We start from the raw sequence: 19,813 nt of genomic DNA, 5'->3' as shown, positions 1-19,813 counted from the left end.
GGAAATAAAAAAAAGGATCATCATAAGCTAGATGATCCTTCGTCAAGTTCACAGAAGTTCTATTTTAACGTGTCTACAATGATTTTCACGTTGTATTTCATCATGTCAATATATGTGGGCGCTTTTCCATCGGCGGCTGTTATGGAATGCGTGTAGAGATCAGTCACAACTTTGACGCCAGTCTCTTTGGAAATCTGTTCTGCCAAAGCCGGATTGGTTCCCGTTTCCAGAAAGATAGCCGAGGCTCCCGTGGACCGGATATGGTCAACAAGTTTTGCCACTTGTTGGGCTGATGGTGTGGCGCCGGTACTGACGCTGGGAACAATTGTGCCAATGATTTTAAAGCCATACCGGTCAGCAAAATACCCGAAGCTTTCATGGTTGGTAACAATCAGGCGTTTATCTTCCGGGATTGTCTCTACCTGTTTGCGAATATCCGCGTCCAGATTTTTTAACTTCTCGATATATATTTCGGCATTTTTTGTATAAACATCTTTCCCGTCAGGATCTACTTTAATTAAGCCGTCGCGTATATTTTCCACATAATGAATCATGCTGATCGGGTCCAGCCAGTAATGGGGATCACCTTCATCGTGATCAGGCTCTTCTTCCGCTTCGCCTTCAGCTTTTTCTCCTTCACGAGGTTCACGGTTAGCCAAACCCTCACAGGCTGTAATAACAAGATGGTCCCCGCCAGAGCTTGTCAGAATTTTGTTCAACCACCATTCAATGCCTTTTCCATTGATGATGACAACAGAGCTGTTTACAATTTTCGCCACATCCTGGGGAACCGGTTCAAAGGCGTGGGGATCCATTCCAATCGGAATCAACGAATCTACCTTTGCCCGATCACCTGCGACATTTTGGGCAACATCAGCAAGGAAAGACTCTGCAGCAATGACCTTCAAACTCGCGGTTTCTTTTCCAACCGGTGCTGGTGATGTTGGTTGGCAGCCAATCAGTAACAGGCTAAAGACAACTAAAAAAGTATTGATGATAATGAAACTCTTTTTCATATACTCCTCCTAAAAAACCGCTCTCCAGCGGATGATTAAGATCGATTATTTTCTCTGACAGTCTGCACAGCAGCCAAACAATTGGAACCAGTGCTCTGTAATCTGGTATCCAGACCTGGCGGCCACTGTTTCCATCAACGGAGTCAGATCGTCACCATTAAAGAATTCAGCTTTTCCGCACGATGTGCATATCAACAAATGCTGGTGTCCTTGAGGTGCCTGCAGGTACATGTTACAGGCGCCCGGTTGGTGAACACGTTGAACCAGACCCAGTGCTTCCAAACGTTCAAGTGTGCGGTAAACCGTAACCAATCCCAGGCCCGCCTGGCGCTTGCGGGCAATTTCAAATATTTCCAGCGGTTCCAATGCCCTATTGGTTTCGAGGATTACTTCAACGATTGTATTGCGGGCTTCCGTCTGACGGTACCCGCTGTTTTGAAGCAATTTAATCCATTCTGCAGCCTTTTTATTTTCGGCAGTCATCCATCACTCGATATTATTGAAAGTGTTTTTCAATTATAAGATGGCTGATCAAAATGTCAAGGAATTTGTGTATCTGGTGAAGGTGCTATAAAGGGTGTTTCGTCTCCAGTTTCTATTACCTTCGGTGTCCCCCGGATCAATTGCAGGGCAGCTTCCACATTATCGTGGTCTCCGATCAACCCGATCCGATCAGCAATTTCAAAAATTGTGGAAGATTTGGGATTGGCTGTGATATGACCATCCCGTATCAAAGCTACTATGGATGCCCCGGTATGAGCGCGGATATTTGCCTCAGACAGGGATTGTCCTATCAGGGGACTTTCTGCCGGAATTTTTGTCCAGGTGATATCAATGGCATCAATGAAGGTCAACATATCTTGCAGTGTGTTAAATTCTTCCGGTGTATTGATGGTCGTATTGTATCGGTCATGGCGAATGGCTTCTGTATATTGATGAACTTCCCGCAGCGGAAAATTTAATTCAAGCAGCGTATGCGAGAGAATTTCCAGTCCGCCTTCTAATTCAGGGTGGACAATATGATTTGCACCCCGTTCGGTCAGAGTGTTGATACCTTCCATTGAACTGGCACGTGCAATAACCCGCAGATTTGGATTGATGTCCTTTGCCGAGGTAACAATTAGAGCTGTTGAAGATTCGTCCGGAATGGTGATTACGAGAAGGGCGGCCGTTTCCAGCCGGGCGAATTTAATCACTTCAGAATTGGCGGCATCGCCGAATAGCGAAGGAATTCCGCGCTTGTTCAAAGCTTCAATTTGAGCGGCTTCTGTTTCGATGACAAGCTGTGGAACATGCAACATTTCCAACACATCCACCAGATGGCAGCCAACCTGACCATATCCGATGATCACTACATGGTCTTTGATTCCGGATTCAGGAAGAATCGGTCGAACGTCATGACGGTCAAGACGCTTCCATAAAAAGGGTACATTCCGCAGCCACTGGTTAAGTAAGGGGACCAGCCGGTACATGAAGGGGTTAAGCGCGATGGAAATAATAGAACCTGCAAGAATTAGTGAGTATTGGTCTGCGCTGAGGTAGTTTAACAACACCCCTTCCTGCCCCAGAATGAAAGAAAACTCACCAATCTGGCTCAACCCAATGGCAATCACAATAAAGGTTTGTGCAGGGTGGGGAAACAGGGTGCCCAAAAATAATGTGATTATCAGCTTACCCAGGATGATTAAAAGTGAAAGCGCCACCACGAGACCCAAGTTTTGCCATAAGAAAACTGGATTGACCAACATACCGACCGATACAAAGAACAATACAGCAAAGGCATCTTTGAACGAATTGATATCAGCTCCCACCTGATGGCTGAGGTGCGATTGGCTGATAATTGCCCCGGCAACGAATGCACCCAGAGCCAGAGAAATACCAAAGAGCTTCGCGGATCCCAATGCGGTTCCCAGTGTAATCGCCAGAACAGCCAGCAAGAACAATTCGCGGGAACGTGTATGGGCGATTCTCTCCAACAGCCATGGGATGAACTTTTTCCCAAGAACAAACATAACGATGCCAAAGGCGGCGATTTTCAACAGGGTGGTGCCGATCACCGTCCAGTTAAATTCCCCGTGTCCAGAGAATACCGGCATAAACACCAGAATCATTACGGACAGGATATCTTCCATCACCAGCCATCCGACGGCAGCCTGGCCGTGGGGGGTATTCAGCAGGGAGTTGTCCATCAATCCACGCAGTAATACAACGGTGCTGGCCACGGAGACTGCCAATCCCAGAACGATTCCAGCTGGAACAGACCATCCCCAAAAACGACTGAGACCGAAACCGGCTAAAGTTGCCAGTATCATTTGCAACAAGGCGCCTGGTATGGCAATATCCCGGACTTTTAGCAAGTCGTCAAAAGAGAAATGCAGGCCCACTCCGAGCATCAAGAAGATGACCCCCAGTTCTGCCAACTCCTGAATGGTGGCGATATCTCCAATAAAACCTGGTGTGAATGGACCGATTACAATTCCGGCCAGAAGATACCCCACAATAGGCGGCAATCCAATTTTCCGGACAGCCAGTCCGCCGATAAAGGCGGCCACGAGGGCAATGGTTATATTAAGAAGAATGGGTAGTTCATGCATGGTCTTTTTTGTGAAGGCCCGTATGATGTTATTATTATCGTACCCGAAAAACGGAATAAACGGAATGGAAAATAAAAGGCCTGTGAAACTTGTGATTCACAGGCCTGGATTGTTCATGAAAAGGTAATTACAGAGCTGGGGTCAGAGTGCCACCCCCATCCAATGTATATGTCTTTCCACCAAGTTCAGGACTGGCAGAACTGTTGTAATACACCGTGAAACCGTTTCCTTTGATATTGACTATGGCATTGCCATTGATTCCATCCGGATCAGACAGGGTGGAAATGTATGAATTTGCCGTTACATTCCAGGTACTGGTGGCATCAAGCGTTAATTTAATATCTTTTGCCGAGTTGGTAGGATTAATGGCACTTTTCAGGGAAGAGCCATTTTTCAAAATAACCTCAACAGAACTGATACTGTCTGCGATAATACTGCCGTTCAAGTTCTGTTCATCTGCCGTAAGGATAACGGTTCCACCATTGCTTCCGTTATTTCCCCAGCGTCCGGCACTGGCATTGATTAATTCACCCGAATTGGTGGTTACGCTCACACCGGTCAGGTTAATTACACCGGTGGAATTGGTTACATAAAACAGCGGGCCTTTCCTGGCTGTAAGTGACAACTCACCACCGGTCATGGTAAATGTCCCTTTTGTCCCTTCCGCATCACCCGACATACTCTGATAGATCATCACCCCCCATTTTTCTTCAAGACTGGAAGTCAGGGTGGAGTTCTCCATCGTGATCGAGTTGCCTCCCTCGATTACGGCGGATTCAGCCCCGGTGGCAGAATAGACGCCGTTTGACACGCTGATATTTCCGGTGGAGTAGATTGCCGGAGAATCAACACCAGTGGTTGTAACGGTTCCGCCTTCTGCCGTGATGGTTCCGCCGCCGCGATCGGTAGCCAGTGCACCGGAGTTCTTCCCGGCAGTGGTAATGTCCACGTCTTTCAATGTAATGGATCCTCCCCTGGTTGCCATCACACCGTGACCGCCGCCGGCTGTGGCATCAATGACTACATTCGTCAGATTGACAGTAGACCCACTTCCAGTGGCAAAGGCGCCGTTGGCTCCTTCACCGGTAGTATTGATGGTGCTTTCAGAGATATTTATCACAGACCCGCTGGTTGCCAGTACGGCGGCATTCAAACCAAAAAAACTGCTGGAATCCTGTGAAGATGTGTTTCCAGATGTGGTGATTTTCGATTTGGATAAATTCAGTGTGCCTGAATCAGTGACCAGAACAGCGGACTGGTCTTTTTCGGCGGCATTTATTGTCTGGTCTGATTTTGCCGCTGTTCCACCCTTTTGCTGATAAACAGCCGCATACGTAACGGTGGAGCTGCTGTCATTGGCACCACCAGCCTGGTCAGGTCCGCCAGAAGAAGATCCGGCCGGGTTTACCCCGGCCGGAATGCTTGCTACAGATGATTTTGTACCGCTGACTTTTTCCAACAATGTGGTAAAGGCTTTCTGTAATCCGGGTTGGACCATTCCGAAACCTCTTGGGCCATTTCCTGACGGGGGTTGCCCTTGCTGGGGTTGGTTACCCTGTTGGTTCGGTTGGCCGCCTTGTTGACCTCCACCCGGTCCACCGGCAGGAGGCTGCTGTCCATCAGCCGGGGGTTGCTGGGGCTGACCAGATTGTGAAGAGCCATCTTTTGGTGCCGTTCCATTCTGTTGATCAGGACCGCCGTCTGTAATGTTCTTTTCTTTCATAATGGTCTGGGCGATATCTCGGGTGATCTTCATTTCTGCAATCGCGTTGACCTGTTTGTCTGTCAACACTGCGACCATTTTTGTCACAATGGCATCCAATTTAGCAGTGGCTTCTGTGTTTTCTACCGGAGCTGCCGGGGTGGCTTTCGGATCCATCGTGGGGCGGGCAGCAGGAGTGCTGTTACCGTTGGCTGGAGCACCCGGTTTTCCACCGTCAGGCATCATGGCTTGAAGTTGGGTGACATATTCATCCCACAAAGGAAGCATAGTGGTAGCCTGGTCTTTGGTGATGGCCAGGTCGGTGCCATCCAGCTTGATGATTCCCAGAACCAATTGAACAATAATCGGTTCAGCATTTTCAAAATCGGTGGTTAGGCCGCCAATGGTTGAAGCTGTAGAAGCGACCTCATGTTTATTTGTTAAGTAAGATACCAACTGATCTGCTGATGTTACCCTGGCGTTATGAGCAACGGGGGCCTGCCCTGCACAGGCCGTCAGAGTCAACATGATCAGGATCAACAGGGCAAAAATAGTTTTTTTCATCGTACCTCCTGGGATATTTCGTACATCGGTTTACATGCTATTCGATGGTTCGCATCATAATTTGTTCGAATTTAATTTTTCCGTAGATAATGAATCGTTTTTGTAAAAAGTCTCTAAATGTTTATCCTTCCTTGTTTAACGTGTGGATTTATTGATCTTGAGTCTATGATCTCAACCTGAGAAGACCCCAAGAAGAACCTGTGAATTTATTGAGAATTGCGTTGGTTCCACTGAACTTTTTTGCATAATTTCGCGTATAGTTCTCTTGAATGACAATGGAAACAACAATGGAGAATGATTTGTCTGCAAAGAATAATCAACGGCTTCAAAAAGATGACTTTGGTCAACTTTTTGAAGAACATAAAAACCTTGTCTATAAAACTGCTTACTTAATGTATGGAAATAAAGATGATGCCGATGAAGCCCTGCAGGAAGTGTTTCTCCTGGTTTTCCACTCACTGGGTATGTATGATCCAGCGAAAGGAGCCCTTACAACCTGGCTGCATCGCATCACAATCAACTACTGCCTTGGGCACAAGCGAAAGCAAAGACTACAGCTCGATTCTCTGGATGAGAACCAAAACCTTGCATCTGAAGAATCTGTAGAAAAGCGAATCCAATCCGTCGCAGCACGCCGTGAAATTCGGAAAGCGATTATGCAATTATCAGAAAAATTACGGGCCGTCATTGTTTTACGCTACTACTGGGAATTGCCCTATGCAGAAATTGCATCCATTCTCGATATACCTTTAGGGACGGTCAAATCGCGGCTGGATCTGGCATTACATACCCTTGAAAAAAACATTCGCATCTCAGAGAGCTCACTGATATTAAAAGATTGCCAGAATGGGAGTGTGTTTTATGACCTGTAAACAAATCAAATCAAAATTAACCCCATTTTTGGACCATGAATTATCCCCTGTAGACAACTTGCAGGTTGAACAACATCTATCCGGATGTAAAGACTGCCAGAAAGAACTGGCGGACCTCCGGAAAATCCGTCAACTTACCGGACTTGCTTTGCAGAGCATGTCTGAAGAAACCCACCCATCATCGCAGGTTTGGAACCGCCTGCAGGAAAAGTTGACGGAAGAAGCAAATCTATCTGGAAATCGGTTCTCAAAATGGTTTTCCCGCCTGGCGCCGGGAGGGAATAAAAACCACAAATTCACTTTACCTGGAGAATTCAAAATGCAACGTCGAAGTGCTGTATTAATATCTGGCGCTTTACTCTTGGGGATTTTGGGATTTTTCCTATCCACGAAAAATGTAACGTCTGTATCTGCCAAGCAAGTTCTGGAGAAAGCGTACGAAGTTAACAAATCAGACGTGTTGGAAAAAGGTATATCTCATATGGTCATTGAGATCTTCCATAACAACAAGATGGAAGAAGGAGAAAAAGCCGGAACCAGGATGCTGGTGGAGACTTTTAATAATTTTCAGACGGGAAATCAGCGTACTGTGCAGTATTCTCTACCTGAGAGGAAAATCATTGACGTCTTTGGATATGATGGCGAATTCACATATTCAGCAGACCATTCTGAGAAAAACAAAACGGCTGATGCCCTGACGGTATACCGCAGCCCTCAAAGCAGGGAAAAAGTGGTTGATCTGGATGCCGGTCAACATACGTTCGATGCTGAGGCGATGTTTAAACAATTCCGTTCAGCCCCTGATGTAACCCTTGAAACGCCGAAGGAGCTTGTGGATGGCAGAAAAACCTATGTTCTCCTCTCGAGTCAGTCGCTGAAGGTTTCAGAAAGCTCGGAAAGTCAGAAAAATAGTATTGCCTTTGACCGGATTTCAAGCAAAATGGTTTTTGATGCAGAAACATATAAATTGCTGGAGATCACCAACACAGCCAAAAAAGATGGCAAAGAGTTTACTATTGGTTCAACAAAATACATCACCAATGAAGTTTTACCGGTAGAGTCACCTGTAAAATGGGATTTTTCTGACCTTACAGGGATTAAACTAGTGGATGATTTGGATCGGTCAAAAGGCGATCTATTACCTGAGAAGATCACCCGGCAGGAACTTGCCAGTCACACAAAAGACGGGTACCTCTTGAAGGAAGTACCGGCTGGTTTCGAATTGACGCTTACTGCTCCACCGCGCCAGAATCAAGAAACGACCTATACCTATATCGCCAGCTATCGCAATTCAAGACAGGATTATCTGGTGATCCAATCAGGAGACATGCTTCCTGAAGAAATGGCCGACAATCTTGAAGAGACCTTCACAACCAAATCTGGCTTGACAATCAACCTTTTGAAACAGGAAGATGGTGCGGGTCGTGTTATATACATGACAGCTATTCTGAAAATATCTAATACCAACTGTGTTTTGATTAACAGCAACCTGCCGAAGGAAGAATTTAAGAAATACCTTGAAGGTCTTGAAAATGTGAAATAAACGGATCATTCCATAGATTAAACAGGAAAGGCTGCCTTTGGTATCTACAAACTGGATAGAAGGCAGCCTTTTTTTATTTCCTGTTTTTAAGAGAATCAAAATCTGCGTAATAACTGGATGATGATCTTTACAATTTCAGGATCAAATTGGGATCCACTGCATCGAACAAGTTCAGATTGTGCAGATTGTATGGAAATTGCTGGACGATAATTTCTTCCATTGATCATAGATGAAAATGAATCTGCCACGGCGAGGATGCGTCCTCCCAGAGGGATATCCTGCCCGGCCAACCTGTTCGGGTACCCGGTTCCATCAAAACGCTCATGATGGGCCAGCACCATGGGGATGATCGGGCTAAGGCTCAATGAAGGCTTCATCAACGTTGCACCCAATTCGGGATGACGCCGGATAATGGCCCATTCGTCTGTTGTAAGCGGTCCAGTTCGGGATAATACCTCACGGGAGATGACTGACTTGCCAATATCGTGCAGGCGTCCGGCCAGAGAAATATCCACGACTTCATCATCTGCCAGACGCATGGTCTCTGCAATGCGTTTGGCCCACAAGGCCGTGTTTTGACTGTGGGTAGTTTTATCACACTGGTCAATGGAATCGGCCAGTCTGAATAAGGCTTTACTGTAATTTTCTTGAAGAGTCTGAACGACAGGGCCGGCAATGACTGTCAGCCCTGCCAGTTCAGCTTTGAAAGGTGTGCCTGTGATCTCATTCAGGTTTTTTTGACTGCCTTCAGGTAGGTCTTCATTATCCAGGGCAAAAAAGCCGAACACACGGTTTTTTCGATCCAGTTCCATGGGAATCATGACCTGGATTGATTTGTATTGTTCCTCAACCCTCCCTGCATCCCCCGTATTATTGGGAACACCTTTGATGCCTGGATTGGATTTTGATACCTGATGGTTCATAATAAAACCTGAATTTGGAATGTTTAGCGGCTATGCAGCACAACCATCTCAGCATGGGATGGAGTTTCAACGATCTCCAGAACCTGGGATGCAAATTCTTCCAGGGTTCCGGCCTGAAGGCCCGCGAGTTGGCTCTTTATTTCCGGGGTGAAATGAAAACTTTCGCCCATATAACCGTTTTCGATGGCTTTTTCAGGATTAGTTAGCAAATGTTGCCTGAAGCGTGGACTGATGATGGCGGCATGCATCAGGCGGCCAAATTCCGCTTTGGTTGCTGCCAGTGGATCATTGGCGGGTGGAATTAAAGCCCGAGTGTTCAGAAGCATGGCTGTAACAGGTGTCATGTTTTCTCCTTTTCATCCTCTTTTCGGCTCAATGACCATAAGAGGAAAAAAGCACCAATTGAGATGAAAATATCGCCCAGACTGAAGGCGATATTCTGTGGAAGACCTGGCGGTAATGTGAATCGATCAGACAGCCAGACGAAATGTGTTTCAGCCGGAAGTAAAATTCGATCTTTGGTCAAACCAAGACGTTCACCAATTGTCCAATATTCTTCCGGATGGGCAGGCATCATGTGTTTTAGAGTCTCAACACTGATTGGCATCCATCCCCCGTTGGATAGTATGACCAGAAAATTGCATGCCAGGCCCAGACTCAGTGCCTTGAAACCTGGCGTAAGAAAATTGATGACGCCGAAAACAAGAAGGCCAAACATCGATAATATCTGCAAAACCGGCAGAATGGATTCTGGCAGGTATTTTCCGGTTGAGGGGACGTAGAAGGCCAATATTTGTGGAATAACGGAAAGAATAACAAGCCATTCCCATTTCAGGCTTGAAATTTTTAAGGTGCGATGAGTGAGCCTGGCACGCAATAAAGTTGCAGCCAGGCCCAGGATAACGGCAAATAATAAAATCATATGTAATAAATCTGAGCGATTAGATTCCATTCTGGTTGGTACATAAACTCATCCCTCCATGGACGAGCCAATACGCTTTGAAATTGCAGAGGAAAACTACTGATTATCCACCGGTAGCTGCAGGGGCGCCAGCACCAATCACAAACAGGGCGATGGAGATCAGGAAGAGGACGACGCGAACATCAACAGGGCGGACAGAAGTTTTTGCGGAATTGATCAGTTTGGATACCATGGCTAACTCCTTGGAAATAATCTATTTTTTAGTAGTATGCAATATTCGGGTCTCAAATCAGGCATTAAAACGGTCTCAAAATAATCAAAATCAGAGATTCTTTATTAATTCCGTATTTCCAATACCTATCGAAAACGTCAGATCAAATTGAGCCATGATGATGACAGGAATAATTTATTGGTAGTCTAAAAATTAAAAAACCGCCATGATTGCGGCGGTTTGATCTGATTAATACTTTTGAGAAATTGAACTCAGCGGAGAAGTGATTGATACAATGCCCTGGTTTGTTCTGATGGCGGGGCATTAATTTCACGTTCCAATGTATCAACACAGCGTTGATATTGTCTGATCAATCCCACTTGATTGCCCATGGCGGCAAAAGTCCGTAATGCCAGGCGGTAGGCATCTTCCAACAGGTTGTCTTCATCCAGAGCCCGCTGGCAATATTCGAGAGCCTGATCATATTTTTCAGCATTCAGGTAGATCTCAGCTGCACGCAGTAATATGTTCAAGTAATTCTGCCGCAGGTATTCCCGTGGGTTCAATACCCAGGTATCTTCAATCTCATTCAGATAATTTCCTTTGTAAAGTTTGACAGCTTCCCGGTAATGCGACAGCTTATCCCGGGCATCCTGTGCACGAGCAGCGGCGGCATTTGCCTTAAGAAACTGCTCTACATCATATTCATAATCAAGTCTGTTGTTGAACCGATAAATATCCTGTTCAAGTATGACAGCGTCCTTGCCCACGGCGCGCCGCAAGCGGTATACCGTATTTTTAAAACGGAATTTTGCTTCATCGGCTGAAGCATCTGGCCAGAAAATCAGACAGATCTCATCCTTGGTCATTCCTTCAGGATGCGCCAGAAGCAGGAAGAATAGATCTCGGGCAGCCTGTGTCTGCCAGTTTGAACTGGTTAACCAGTGGTTATCAACCCGAACCTGCATACGGCCAAGAGCCCTGATCACGATGGTGGGCGGCGCAAAAGGTATTACCTGTGAATTATCTCGCAGATAACGGCGCAATTCTGGAAGTTTTTCCAAAAAAGCGGTGATGTTTTGCATAAAGCTGGCACTATCAGACCGCAGATATTCAAATTTGACATTATTTAACAGATGGATAAACCGGGCAGCCAGGGCAATCAGAGATGCCGGTGGGTTTTCATCGGTCAAGCTGGCATGAATGTGTAAGATGTGTTCTATCTGTTTCTCAGGTTTTCCCAGCGATAGATAAGCCAGTAACAGGTAGAAGTGCGCTCGATCATATTGGATCTTGTGGCCTTCCTGTCCGAAATACGTGCAGGCAGTTTCCAACATTGAAACAGCTTCTGCACTTTTGCCATCCTGTAGTAAAAGACCGGCGTTTTCCAGTGCACAGAGCTGACGTTCCATTTCGGATCCTTCTGGTCCGATAAGGTTTTCTGTTTGCCGGATGATTTGATAACCGCGTGCAATATCTCCACGCAGACCTGAAAGGGCGGCAGACCGCACGCCGATATAAACCTGCAGGAAATGTTCTTGTATTTGTTCGGCAATATGACCGGCCAGTTCAAAAGCCTCGGCGGCCTGCTCATCGGCCTGCAGCTCAGTATACATATCGGCTATGCCGGTCAGAATATAAGCTTCGATACGGGTGTACCCGCTTAACCGGGAATACTCCAATGCCTGTTTAAAGGAATTGCCTGCTTCTTCATATTCGCCCATCATCTGCTGCAACACCCCCAGATTATTCAGCAGAATGGATTGGTTAATCTGATTTTCAGTTTTTTTCCAATACTGCAAGGCGGAAAGGTATGCTTCTCTGGCCAGCCGGTATTTGCCAACATTTTCATAAATGATCCCAATCTCCATCTGGATTTCGGCTTCATTCCTGGGCTCACCGAGTGATTTCATAACTTCATAGGATTTTTGCAGCCAGACAAGCCCTTGTTGTAATTTGCCTTTGTGGTAAATACACAGGCCGATACACCGGAGAGCATCTCCATAAATCTTCTTCAAATGGGGATTGTCTTGAGTAATCTCCAGGCATCGGTTGGCATCGCTCAAACCAGAATCTAGATCGCCCATTAACCGGTGAAGATTGGCCCGCCAGATGAATGCCTGTGCCAGTGAGGATATGTCACCCGGGAGCTTCATCTGGTCAATGGCCTGGTTATACAGGTTCATGGCAAGGCGGGTGTCACCACTGGAAAAAGCAATTCTTCCCTTGAGCGAAATAATGGTTGGATGAGTTGCCGAGACATCGTCGGGGATGACATCAATCCAGGCTGAGAGTGTTGAGATGCGGCCAGACGCCAAAATTTCAGGGCCCGCGATTTCAATCAGACGGATTAAATCAGATTGCAGGTTTAACTTTCGATAAATTGCAAAGGCACGGTCCCATTCACGGTCTTCCAGGTATACCTCGGCTAACCGTCGTTCGATGGCTTCTGCCGCCATAGAGGCTTCATGAAAAACCCTGTTTTGTAGAAATTCCAGGAACAGGGGGTGGTACCGAATCCATTCTCCATCTTCACCAACAGTCAGAGCAAAGAGGTTATTTTTCAGGATGGTTTCCATCCATTCCTGCCAGCGCCCTCCGGAGATGTTCAATGCCGGGCTTAATACCCGGTCACAATGGGCAGAATTGAATTCTTCCAAAAGAGAGGACCAGAGCAGAAACGATCGTAGATCTGCCGGCAGACCGTCTATTATCTGTAAAAAGTATTCTTCAATGCCAAATCCGGTGAGCCGTTTCAATCGGCTGCGGGCTTTGGCTTCATCCAGATTGACCTGACTGGTCAGGATTATGCCGGTGATCCAGCCTTCAGTCCGATTCAAAATATCTTCAGCTGTACTTTGACTGATCAATTGATGCTTGTTTTGTTCGTAAAGCTGTTGGATCTCATCTGTCTGGAAAGCCAGTTCTTCAAAACTGAAACCGCCGACATCTGATCGGGAGGCCAATCCCGGCAATACCGGCAGCGATAACAGGGTCCGAGAAGTCAGAATGAGATGACAATTCTCATCCATGTCTTGCAAGAATCGGCTGAGGAATCTCCGTACAGGCAGGCTCTCATTCACCAGGTGATAATCATCCAGAATAAAAACAAAATGTTCCGGGATGTTATCGTATATATCATTGATCAAAATATTTGCCAGATAATCTACATCAAGATTGCCCTTGTCTCCTTCCAAGACAGTGAGCGACCGGTTGCCAAATTCCGGAAATCGCTGTTGAATAGCAGAAATGAAGTAAGCAATAAAACGATGAGGATCAAAATCAAGGGGATCTACTGTATACCAGCAGACCGGCAAAGGGCACTTACTCGCGAAATCAACCATCAGCGAAGTTTTGCCATAACCGGCAGGAGCCGAGACTAGTACCAGCCGTTTTTCAAGCAGATCAATCAACAGGTCAATCAACCTTTGACGCGTGACCAGTTCTCCCCGACGCTGAGGAGGGGTGATCCTGGTGCGGATGATAGCGAAATCAGATGGCATGATTGATATTTTTCCGTCAATAATTATAACTAAATCATAGTCCCCTTAAAAATAGCCGGCATTTATTCTTCTGATAAAAAAAAGCTGCACCATACTGTGCAGCTTTTTCCCGGAGTATACACTGGCAATTTATTGCCAGAGTCTGAGGAGAATTCCGGCGGGAGATGTTATTTGAAACATCCGCCGGGAACCCACGGCGGATGGGGGCTTTTCTTGTGAATGACGTAATTCTGCAGTGTTTTTCCAAATGGATTGAATATCATTGACCAGGATGTCCAATTCCAATCCTGGCGTGGAATGGACGGGTGGATATTTCTGATCAAGCGTACTGGCAAGAAGATTTATGGTTATTCCTGAAGATATCGGCAGCAATACCTGCATTTCGTTTTCCACAAGAGGATCGATCTTCAGCAGACGGGTAAAAAAATTCTTTTCCTGTTCGAGATTATCCACAACCAACCGGATGGAAAGCAATTGCGATTGTGCTTGCTTAATTCCGCTGCCGGGAATCTTTTCCAGCAAAAGATGGTCAAAACGATAACCGAGCAATGTATGCATAAACCGGTCGGCCTTCTATAAAACCAGACTATAGGAAGGAAGCTTATCACCCGATTACAGGTTACGCGTCCTGCGAAAGTACCATTAAAGTGTTAATTACGTATCCTGTGATTCAACTAGAACAGGTTGATCAAACCATATCCCCCGTAGGCAACGATAGCCGCCCCCACCACATTCGAAACCATCGTCGTCCAGATATAGGTAAACAGCGGTATCTTGTAAACACCGCAAATAATGCTGATAAATTTGGGGCCGAATCCGGGAAGCATACGACCCAACAAAAGCAGGATAGGTGAATCTATCGGTAATTCGCCCAGGTGGAATGGTAATTTCTTTTTCCGTTTTTCAAAATCAGAAATATCTCCCAGACTTCCACCGATATAAAATTCCACCAGTGCCGCCAGTGTATTGCCTACAGTGGCGATTACCAGTGCATATATTGGCCCTTTGAGGGAGGAGATGAAAATAGTTAACGGTTCAGATGGAATCGGAGTTGCACCAAGGATGGCATATAGTGTAAGTGAGATGACGATGGTGAATTGCTCATATTTTTGGATGAAATTCTGGATGGCTGCAAAGGAATAATGTGAGGCTACAAATGACATCAATAGAATGATTGACAGAACAGCCAGGATTCGAAGAATCTTTTCTCGATTGGCTTTGCAGTATGACCAGAGATCAGAGAGGGTGAGAGTAGGCACTTACAATACAGGCTCAAGTACGGGTGTTTTTTGGAGTGATGCCTGCCACAATGTTTCGGCAATATCCAGAGCGGCATGGGGATGTCCAATCCTAACAGCATTAGACGACACTTGCCTTAACAGATTCCTGTCATCTGCCAACCAGGATTGAATGATTGGCAAAAATTGATCCTTACTATTAATACAGAATCCTGCCTGGTTATCAAGTACAAAACGTACATTACCATCTTCCTGTCCTGGAAGATGGTCAATCAGGATGATGGGCAATCCGGCTGCCAGCCCTTCCGATATAATCAAACCACCAGCTTTTGTTACCAGAACATCGGCGCAGGCCATCCACGTGGGCATATCCCTTACGAAGTCCCTGACGTGTATTGGGAAGTTCCATTTTCTGCCTGATACTTCATTGAACAGAGCCTCATTCCCCCCGGCGATAACCACAACCTGGAAGGGGAAGGATGCTTTCTCAAGTTCCTTCAAATACTCAGTGATCCCAAAAATACGTGGACTGCCGACAAACAAGAATGTTGGCAGGGTTGAATCCATTCCAAGTGCCTGTCGTTCTAGCTTCTGATTATGCCTGGCTGCATCGAAGGAAGGATCAACGGGAATGCCGGTGATTTTGATTTTCTCCGATGGAATACAGCAGGTTTCGCCTTTTGCCTTCACATCTTCTGAAGCTACAAAAAATCCATCCGGTTGACTATTGAACCATATCGAATGGACATCGCCCATATCGGTAACCACGGTGTAAAAAGGAATATCAGAATGACAGGCTCGGAGTACAGATCCCATCGGTGCGTTAAAAAGCAAATTTGTATTAAGAATCACGTCAGGCTTGATATCTGCAAAAATATGGGATAACCCACGATATAAAGCCAGAACCATTGTGCTTTCAACCATAGAGGCAGCCCACCGGGAGTCACTGATTTCATACGAAAACCGGTAAAAGTCCTGGTTTTTCGTCACATTTTTGTCATAATCTTTCTGCGTTTTCCGAAGAAATGCCGGTGATGGTTGATCAAACACCGGATTCACAATCGTACTATTGACTTCAAATGGATGCAGTTCTTCCATGGCATGAGCAATGGCATTAGCTGCACTGCGGTGTCCCAGACCGGTATCACTGGTAAGAATGAGCAAACGCTTCTTGTTTATCAAGTTTGATTACGGGCTCCATTCGTCGGTGTGATTTTTTCTCAATTTGTGCCAGCAGACGACGGACACGGGGGCGGTTATATCGCTGCATGATGATGGGTACCAGATTATTGGCAACAGCATACGCTACCATCCACCAGGCTACCTCGACGCTGTTCCAGAAGAAAAATAACAATCCGGGAAGCATCATCACCCAGTGACAGTATTCCGCCCGGCAGCTTTCTTTTAGCCAACGTTCCACATAATCAAAGTTGTATGACGGTAGATTCTTGATCTCAAAAGCGCCTGCATAAACTCTGGCTCCACTGGGGATTAATTTCTTCCAGGCTCTTACATGGAAGATCTTCTCGTAGATTTCTCCATCTTTTTCCCATGACTTGGTTTGATATTTGGATTCCTGTGGATCAAAGTTTGAAATTGGCAATCTTGAACACCAGTAACCGATCCCCAGATGGAAACAAACCCAGGCAAAAACATCCAGAATCGCTGTGCCAATATCTGATAGAAAAATGATTCTCATAGTATCACCACATCTTGTCCATACGAAAAATAATGACCAGGTTTATGCCACCTGATCATATTTCCGCATGTTGCGTTTTCTATGATCCAAGATTAACGAATTTTGATTGATCCGTCTTGAACCGGAAGTGTTAATTTAGTATTAATCCCCGTCTTTTTTTACCAGGAAGTTACTTGATCCAACCTTGTTTACGGGCAACGTTAATTGCCTGCGTTCTTGTGGTTACACCCAGTTTTAGGAACACGTTATTCAGGTGCCGTTTTACCGTATTTATGGAAAGATGAAGCTGCTGGGCAATCTGTCCATTCGTTTTCCCCCCGGCCACCAGATTCATTACTTCTTTTTCTCGGGAAGTGAGCATATCTGCGAGAAAAATAGTATCGTTTTTACTACTATCGTTTTCAAATGCATTATTCGTTGAAGTAGATTCATTTTCACGTCCGGTAAACCGGAATAACAAATCTGAAAGGAATGCCCGGCTCGGGATTCCATCTACCGGTTTGTTTAGTTTGATATACGCGAGAAAATGTGTTACCAGTCGTGACATGGGAATGCCTTCATCAAGGAATACCTGACGAATCTGTTCCGGCTCTGCCAGACGAAAGGCTGTTTCCAGCGCCTTCAGCATGTCAGGTACCCTGTCGAGCTCATGATAGGCCAGGGCAAGCAATACCAGACCTTCGATCTGGTATTCACACAGGTTGGCGTTTTCTATGGAAGGCAGCAGATTAATTATGATTTTTATGGATTGTTCAATTTGGCTGTGGTCATTCACCAATCGTCCATTCACAAGATACAGACGGGCCAACACCAGACAGGTGGGAATGGAAATGGCGATTGGCAATTTCTTGATCACATCTTGATATTCGTCACTGAGCAAGCCGCGTTTTTGAGCCCATACCAATGCCTGGTTAGTCTGTCCACGGAGAAGCCCCAGATTAGTCTCTGTGATATCAATGATCAGATCGTCCAACTGACCCTGTGTGGTATCAGCCAGGTTTCTTGCCAGGCTGATTTCATGGTGCGAGGCCTGGAAGTCACCTTCACAGTGATACAAACGGGCCAGACGAATATGGGTATCCAGATCATTCAGTGATGGCATCCAGTCGCGTGTCAGATCAGCCCCTTCAAGAAGGTACCGTTTTGCCTCTTTCAATTCATTCCGTACCAGATAAACTTCGCCCATCTCCTTGTACAGATATCCACGGATACCGGAAGATTGGCCGGGTGTTTCAGGAAGGCTCTTCAACGATTGGTTAAATAACACCAGCGCCTGTGATAATTTGCCTCTGTCAATATAAAGCTCCGCCAGATTGCTGCGTGCAATCAGCAGGGTCACCCAGTTGCCCATCCGCTGACTGTCCTCAATGGTCTCTTCGAAAAAGTGAACGGCTTTATCCAATTCTCCGTTTAATGCAAAGGTGAAACCGTTGTTCAAGAGGGCAAAGCAATGAGAAAAGCCGCTTTCTTCCGGGAGAAGCTGCATGGCTTTAGACGAAAATGCCAGCGCCTGATCGATATCTCCCCGCAGTGAATAGAGCATGGATTGCCCGGCATGCCATAATCCCCACAGGTCATTTTCAAATGGAAGAAGTACCGGGCTTATTTTTCCCGAGGAAAGTGCGATCCGTGATTTCTCAAGCCAGATGGCGCTGGATTCTAATTCAACCGACATCATCAAGCCGATGGAATAGATCAAACTGAGCAGGGGACTGGTGGAGATCAAATCTCCATCAATTTTCTTGATCCAGCCGAGAGTATCCAGGATGGTCTCACTACGAAAAGCATTTAATGAGTACTTTTCAAGAAGATTTACAAAACGGAATTTGTCGTTTGATTCGCCGACATAATACAATGCTTCTTGATATAGTCCATTTTGATCACACCATTCACTGGCTTTCAGGTAAAGATCGGGAACATCCGCCGGATATTTCTCATTCAAAAGACTTCGAAGCGCCTGAGAAAACAATGGGTGGAAGCGGAACCATAATTCGTGATTATCCAATGGTGTGAGAAAGAGGTTTGAATGGAAAAGTGAATGCAATATGGATTGACTGGTTTTACCGGGTTCATGCTGGTCCAAAATGTAGTCGCATAACGGTCCATATAGATTGTCAAGTATCGAAGTTTTTAATAGAAATTCCTGAATAGTGGGCGATTGATGATAGAAGACCTCATCAATCATATATTCCATGGTCAAATTCGGATTTCCAGAGAAGGCTTTACCGGGTATCCGCGGGGAATCTAACCCGGTATGTGTCAGGGCTTCCAATTGCAGACCGGTAATCCATCCCTCGGTTCGTTTATGCGCCTGCCCGATATCATCTGCAGACAGGTTCAATTGGACTGTTTTTTGAAAGAATTCCCCTGTTTCTGCCATGGAAAAACACAGGTCAGCCGCCCTGATTTCGAGAAGCCGGTTTCTGGCTCTCAGTCGGGCCAGTTGGAATGGCGGATCCGACCGTGTGATGATCACTAACCGGAAATGGTCTGGAAAATGGTCAAGTAAAAATTGAAATCCGTTGTGAATTTTCGGGTTTTCAATTACATGATAATCATCCAGAACGAGCGTAAATTCCGATTCGATCTGTGAGCAATTATTGATCAACGAGATCAAAAGGGAATAGAAATGATCTTCAGCCGAGCTTTCAAGGGCAAATTCACCCGGTCTGTCCTGGTCTGCAATTTTCAAGTCTTCTGCCAGAGAGACTAAATACCGGTTGAAAACCAGCAGGTCATTATCCTGGCTGTCAAGAGTGATCCAGGCGACAGGTTTTTTATTTTTTGCCCAATCTGCCACAAGTGTAGTTTTGCCATATCCGGGAGGAGCTGATATCAGCACGAATCCTTGATTGATCCCGGCTTCGATCCTGTCCATCAGGCTCTGACGGTGGACCATGCCCGGGCGGATGGCCGGGATCAATATTTTCGTACGAATGATGGGAAATCCCTGATTCTTTCCCAAGAGAAACTCCAACAGCAGTGTGTCAAATAAATCGGCGACAGTAATTGTAGCTTATATACTC

At 45.9% G+C, this 19,813-nt stretch carries 16 protein-coding genes; 2 read left to right on the top strand and 14 right to left on the bottom strand.

The window, feature by feature from the left end; genetic code table 11:
- Nucleotides 1-59: 59 nt before the first annotated feature.
- The 4 genes from LTAR_RS11120 to LTAR_RS17040 all read right to left on the bottom strand — a co-directional run bounded on the left by LTAR_RS11120 (nucleotide 60) and on the right by LTAR_RS17040 (nucleotide 5,876).
- The gene (locus tag LTAR_RS11120; protein ID WP_062422316.1) at nucleotides 60-1,016 is read right to left on the bottom strand and encodes a metal ABC transporter substrate-binding protein; all 957 of its coding nucleotides are present in this window, start codon (nucleotides 1,014-1,016) and stop codon (nucleotides 60-62) included.
- Nucleotides 1,017-1,061: 45 nt separating this feature from the next.
- Nucleotides 1,062-1,499, bottom strand: a complete 438-nt coding sequence (locus LTAR_RS11115; protein WP_062422315.1) for a Fur family transcriptional regulator — start codon at nucleotides 1,497-1,499, stop codon at nucleotides 1,062-1,064.
- Nucleotides 1,500-1,555: 56 nt separating this feature from the next.
- Complete coding sequence (locus LTAR_RS11110) at nucleotides 1,556-3,610, bottom strand: monovalent cation:proton antiporter family protein (protein ID WP_062422314.1); 2,055 nt, start codon at nucleotides 3,608-3,610, stop codon at nucleotides 1,556-1,558.
- A gap of 127 nt (nucleotides 3,611-3,737) precedes the next feature.
- Nucleotides 3,738-5,876: a hypothetical protein gene (locus LTAR_RS17040; protein WP_139044520.1), complete on the bottom strand. Its 2,139-nt coding sequence runs from the start codon at nucleotides 5,874-5,876 to the stop codon at nucleotides 3,738-3,740.
- Between the two features lie 299 nt (nucleotides 5,877-6,175).
- Here LTAR_RS17040 and LTAR_RS11100 point away from each other — a divergent pair, with 299 nt between their 5' ends.
- Nucleotides 6,176-6,748: an RNA polymerase sigma factor gene (locus LTAR_RS11100; RefSeq protein ID WP_158423435.1), complete on the top strand. Its 573-nt coding sequence runs from the start codon at nucleotides 6,176-6,178 to the stop codon at nucleotides 6,746-6,748.
- The gene (locus LTAR_RS11095) at nucleotides 6,738-8,291 is read left to right on the top strand and encodes an anti-sigma factor family protein (protein WP_062422312.1); all 1,554 of its coding nucleotides are present in this window, start codon (nucleotides 6,738-6,740) and stop codon (nucleotides 8,289-8,291) included. Before LTAR_RS11100 ends, LTAR_RS11095 begins: the two co-directional genes overlap by 11 nt.
- A 95-nt stretch (nucleotides 8,292-8,386) precedes the next feature.
- Here the strand turns inward: LTAR_RS11095 and LTAR_RS11090 are convergent, their stop codons facing one another.
- The 10 genes from LTAR_RS11090 to LTAR_RS11050 form a co-directional block, all read right to left on the bottom strand.
- Entirely contained in the window at nucleotides 8,387-9,214 is an 828-nt protein-coding gene (locus tag LTAR_RS11090; RefSeq protein WP_062422311.1) for an HD-GYP domain-containing protein, read from the bottom strand.
- Between the two features lie 23 nt (nucleotides 9,215-9,237).
- Entirely contained in the window at nucleotides 9,238-9,558 is a 321-nt protein-coding gene (locus LTAR_RS11085) for a hypothetical protein (RefSeq protein ID WP_062422310.1), read from the bottom strand.
- Complete coding sequence (locus tag LTAR_RS11080; RefSeq protein WP_139044518.1) at nucleotides 9,555-10,136, bottom strand: DUF5317 domain-containing protein; 582 nt, start codon at nucleotides 10,134-10,136, stop codon at nucleotides 9,555-9,557. The genes LTAR_RS11085 and LTAR_RS11080 overlap by 4 nt, the downstream gene beginning before the upstream one ends.
- Nucleotides 10,137-10,239: 103 nt before the next feature.
- The gene (locus tag LTAR_RS17550) at nucleotides 10,240-10,368 is read right to left on the bottom strand and encodes a hypothetical protein (protein ID WP_269079268.1); all 129 of its coding nucleotides are present in this window, start codon (nucleotides 10,366-10,368) and stop codon (nucleotides 10,240-10,242) included.
- 251 nt (nucleotides 10,369-10,619) lie between these two features.
- Complete coding sequence (locus LTAR_RS11075; protein WP_062422308.1) at nucleotides 10,620-13,850, bottom strand: AfsR/SARP family transcriptional regulator; 3,231 nt, start codon at nucleotides 13,848-13,850, stop codon at nucleotides 10,620-10,622.
- Nucleotides 13,851-13,979: 129 nt separating this feature from the next.
- Nucleotides 13,980-14,408, bottom strand: a complete 429-nt coding sequence (locus LTAR_RS11070; RefSeq protein ID WP_062422307.1) for a VOC family protein — start codon at nucleotides 14,406-14,408, stop codon at nucleotides 13,980-13,982.
- Between the two features lie 116 nt (nucleotides 14,409-14,524).
- The gene (locus LTAR_RS11065; protein ID WP_062422306.1) at nucleotides 14,525-15,109 is read right to left on the bottom strand and encodes a TVP38/TMEM64 family protein; all 585 of its coding nucleotides are present in this window, start codon (nucleotides 15,107-15,109) and stop codon (nucleotides 14,525-14,527) included.
- A complete protein-coding gene (locus LTAR_RS11060; protein ID WP_139044516.1) occupies nucleotides 15,110-16,270 on the bottom strand; it encodes an MGDG synthase family glycosyltransferase in 1,161 nt (386 codons plus the stop codon).
- Complete coding sequence (locus LTAR_RS11055; protein WP_062422304.1) at nucleotides 16,233-16,787, bottom strand: glycosyl-4,4'-diaponeurosporenoate acyltransferase CrtO family protein; 555 nt, start codon at nucleotides 16,785-16,787, stop codon at nucleotides 16,233-16,235. The genes LTAR_RS11060 and LTAR_RS11055 overlap by 38 nt, the downstream gene beginning before the upstream one ends.
- A 169-nt stretch (nucleotides 16,788-16,956) precedes the next feature.
- Nucleotides 16,957-19,752 carry a winged helix-turn-helix domain-containing protein gene (locus LTAR_RS11050; protein ID WP_062422303.1) on the bottom strand — a complete coding sequence of 932 codons (2,796 nt, stop codon included), beginning with the start codon at nucleotides 19,750-19,752 and terminating at the stop codon, nucleotides 16,957-16,959.
- Nucleotides 19,753-19,813: the final 61 nt, after the last annotated feature.

Origin of the sequence: Leptolinea tardivitalis (genome assembly GCF_001050275.1) — a bacterium.
GTDB classification, from domain to species: Bacteria; Chloroflexota; Anaerolineae; order Anaerolineales; family Anaerolineaceae; genus Leptolinea; species Leptolinea tardivitalis.
This window is presented reverse-complemented; position numbering and strand designations above follow the sequence as displayed.

Bases quoted from the DNA above. Each gene is read 5' to 3' on its own strand.
- LTAR_RS11120 (WP_062422316.1), bottom strand. From the start codon at position 1,016: ATGAAAAAGAGTTTCATTATCATCAATACTTTTTTAGTTGTCTTTAGC.
- LTAR_RS11115 (WP_062422315.1), bottom strand. From the start codon at position 1,499: ATGACTGCCGAAAATAAAAAGGCTGCAGAATGGATTAAATTGCTTCAA.
- LTAR_RS11110 (WP_062422314.1), bottom strand. From the start codon at position 3,610: ATGCATGAACTACCCATTCTTCTTAATATAACCATTGCCCTCGTGGCC.
- LTAR_RS17040 (WP_139044520.1), bottom strand. From the start codon at position 5,876: ATGAAAAAAACTATTTTTGCCCTGTTGATCCTGATCATGTTGACTCTG.
- LTAR_RS11095 (WP_062422312.1), top strand. From the start codon at position 6,738: ATGACCTGTAAACAAATCAAATCAAAATTAACCCCATTTTTGGACCAT.
- LTAR_RS11090 (WP_062422311.1), bottom strand. From the start codon at position 9,214: ATGAACCATCAGGTATCAAAATCCAATCCAGGCATCAAAGGTGTTCCC.
- LTAR_RS11085 (WP_062422310.1), bottom strand. From the start codon at position 9,558: ATGACACCTGTTACAGCCATGCTTCTGAACACTCGGGCTTTAATTCCA.
- LTAR_RS11080 (WP_139044518.1), bottom strand. From the start codon at position 10,136: ATGATTTTATTATTTGCCGTTATCCTGGGCCTGGCTGCAACTTTATTG.
- LTAR_RS17550 (WP_269079268.1), bottom strand. From the start codon at position 10,368: ATGGTATCCAAACTGATCAATTCCGCAAAAACTTCTGTCCGCCCTGTT.
- LTAR_RS11075 (WP_062422308.1), bottom strand. From the start codon at position 13,850: ATGCCATCTGATTTCGCTATCATCCGCACCAGGATCACCCCTCCTCAG.
- LTAR_RS11070 (WP_062422307.1), bottom strand. From the start codon at position 14,408: ATGCATACATTGCTCGGTTATCGTTTTGACCATCTTTTGCTGGAAAAG.
- LTAR_RS11055 (WP_062422304.1), bottom strand. From the start codon at position 16,787: ATGAGAATCATTTTTCTATCAGATATTGGCACAGCGATTCTGGATGTT.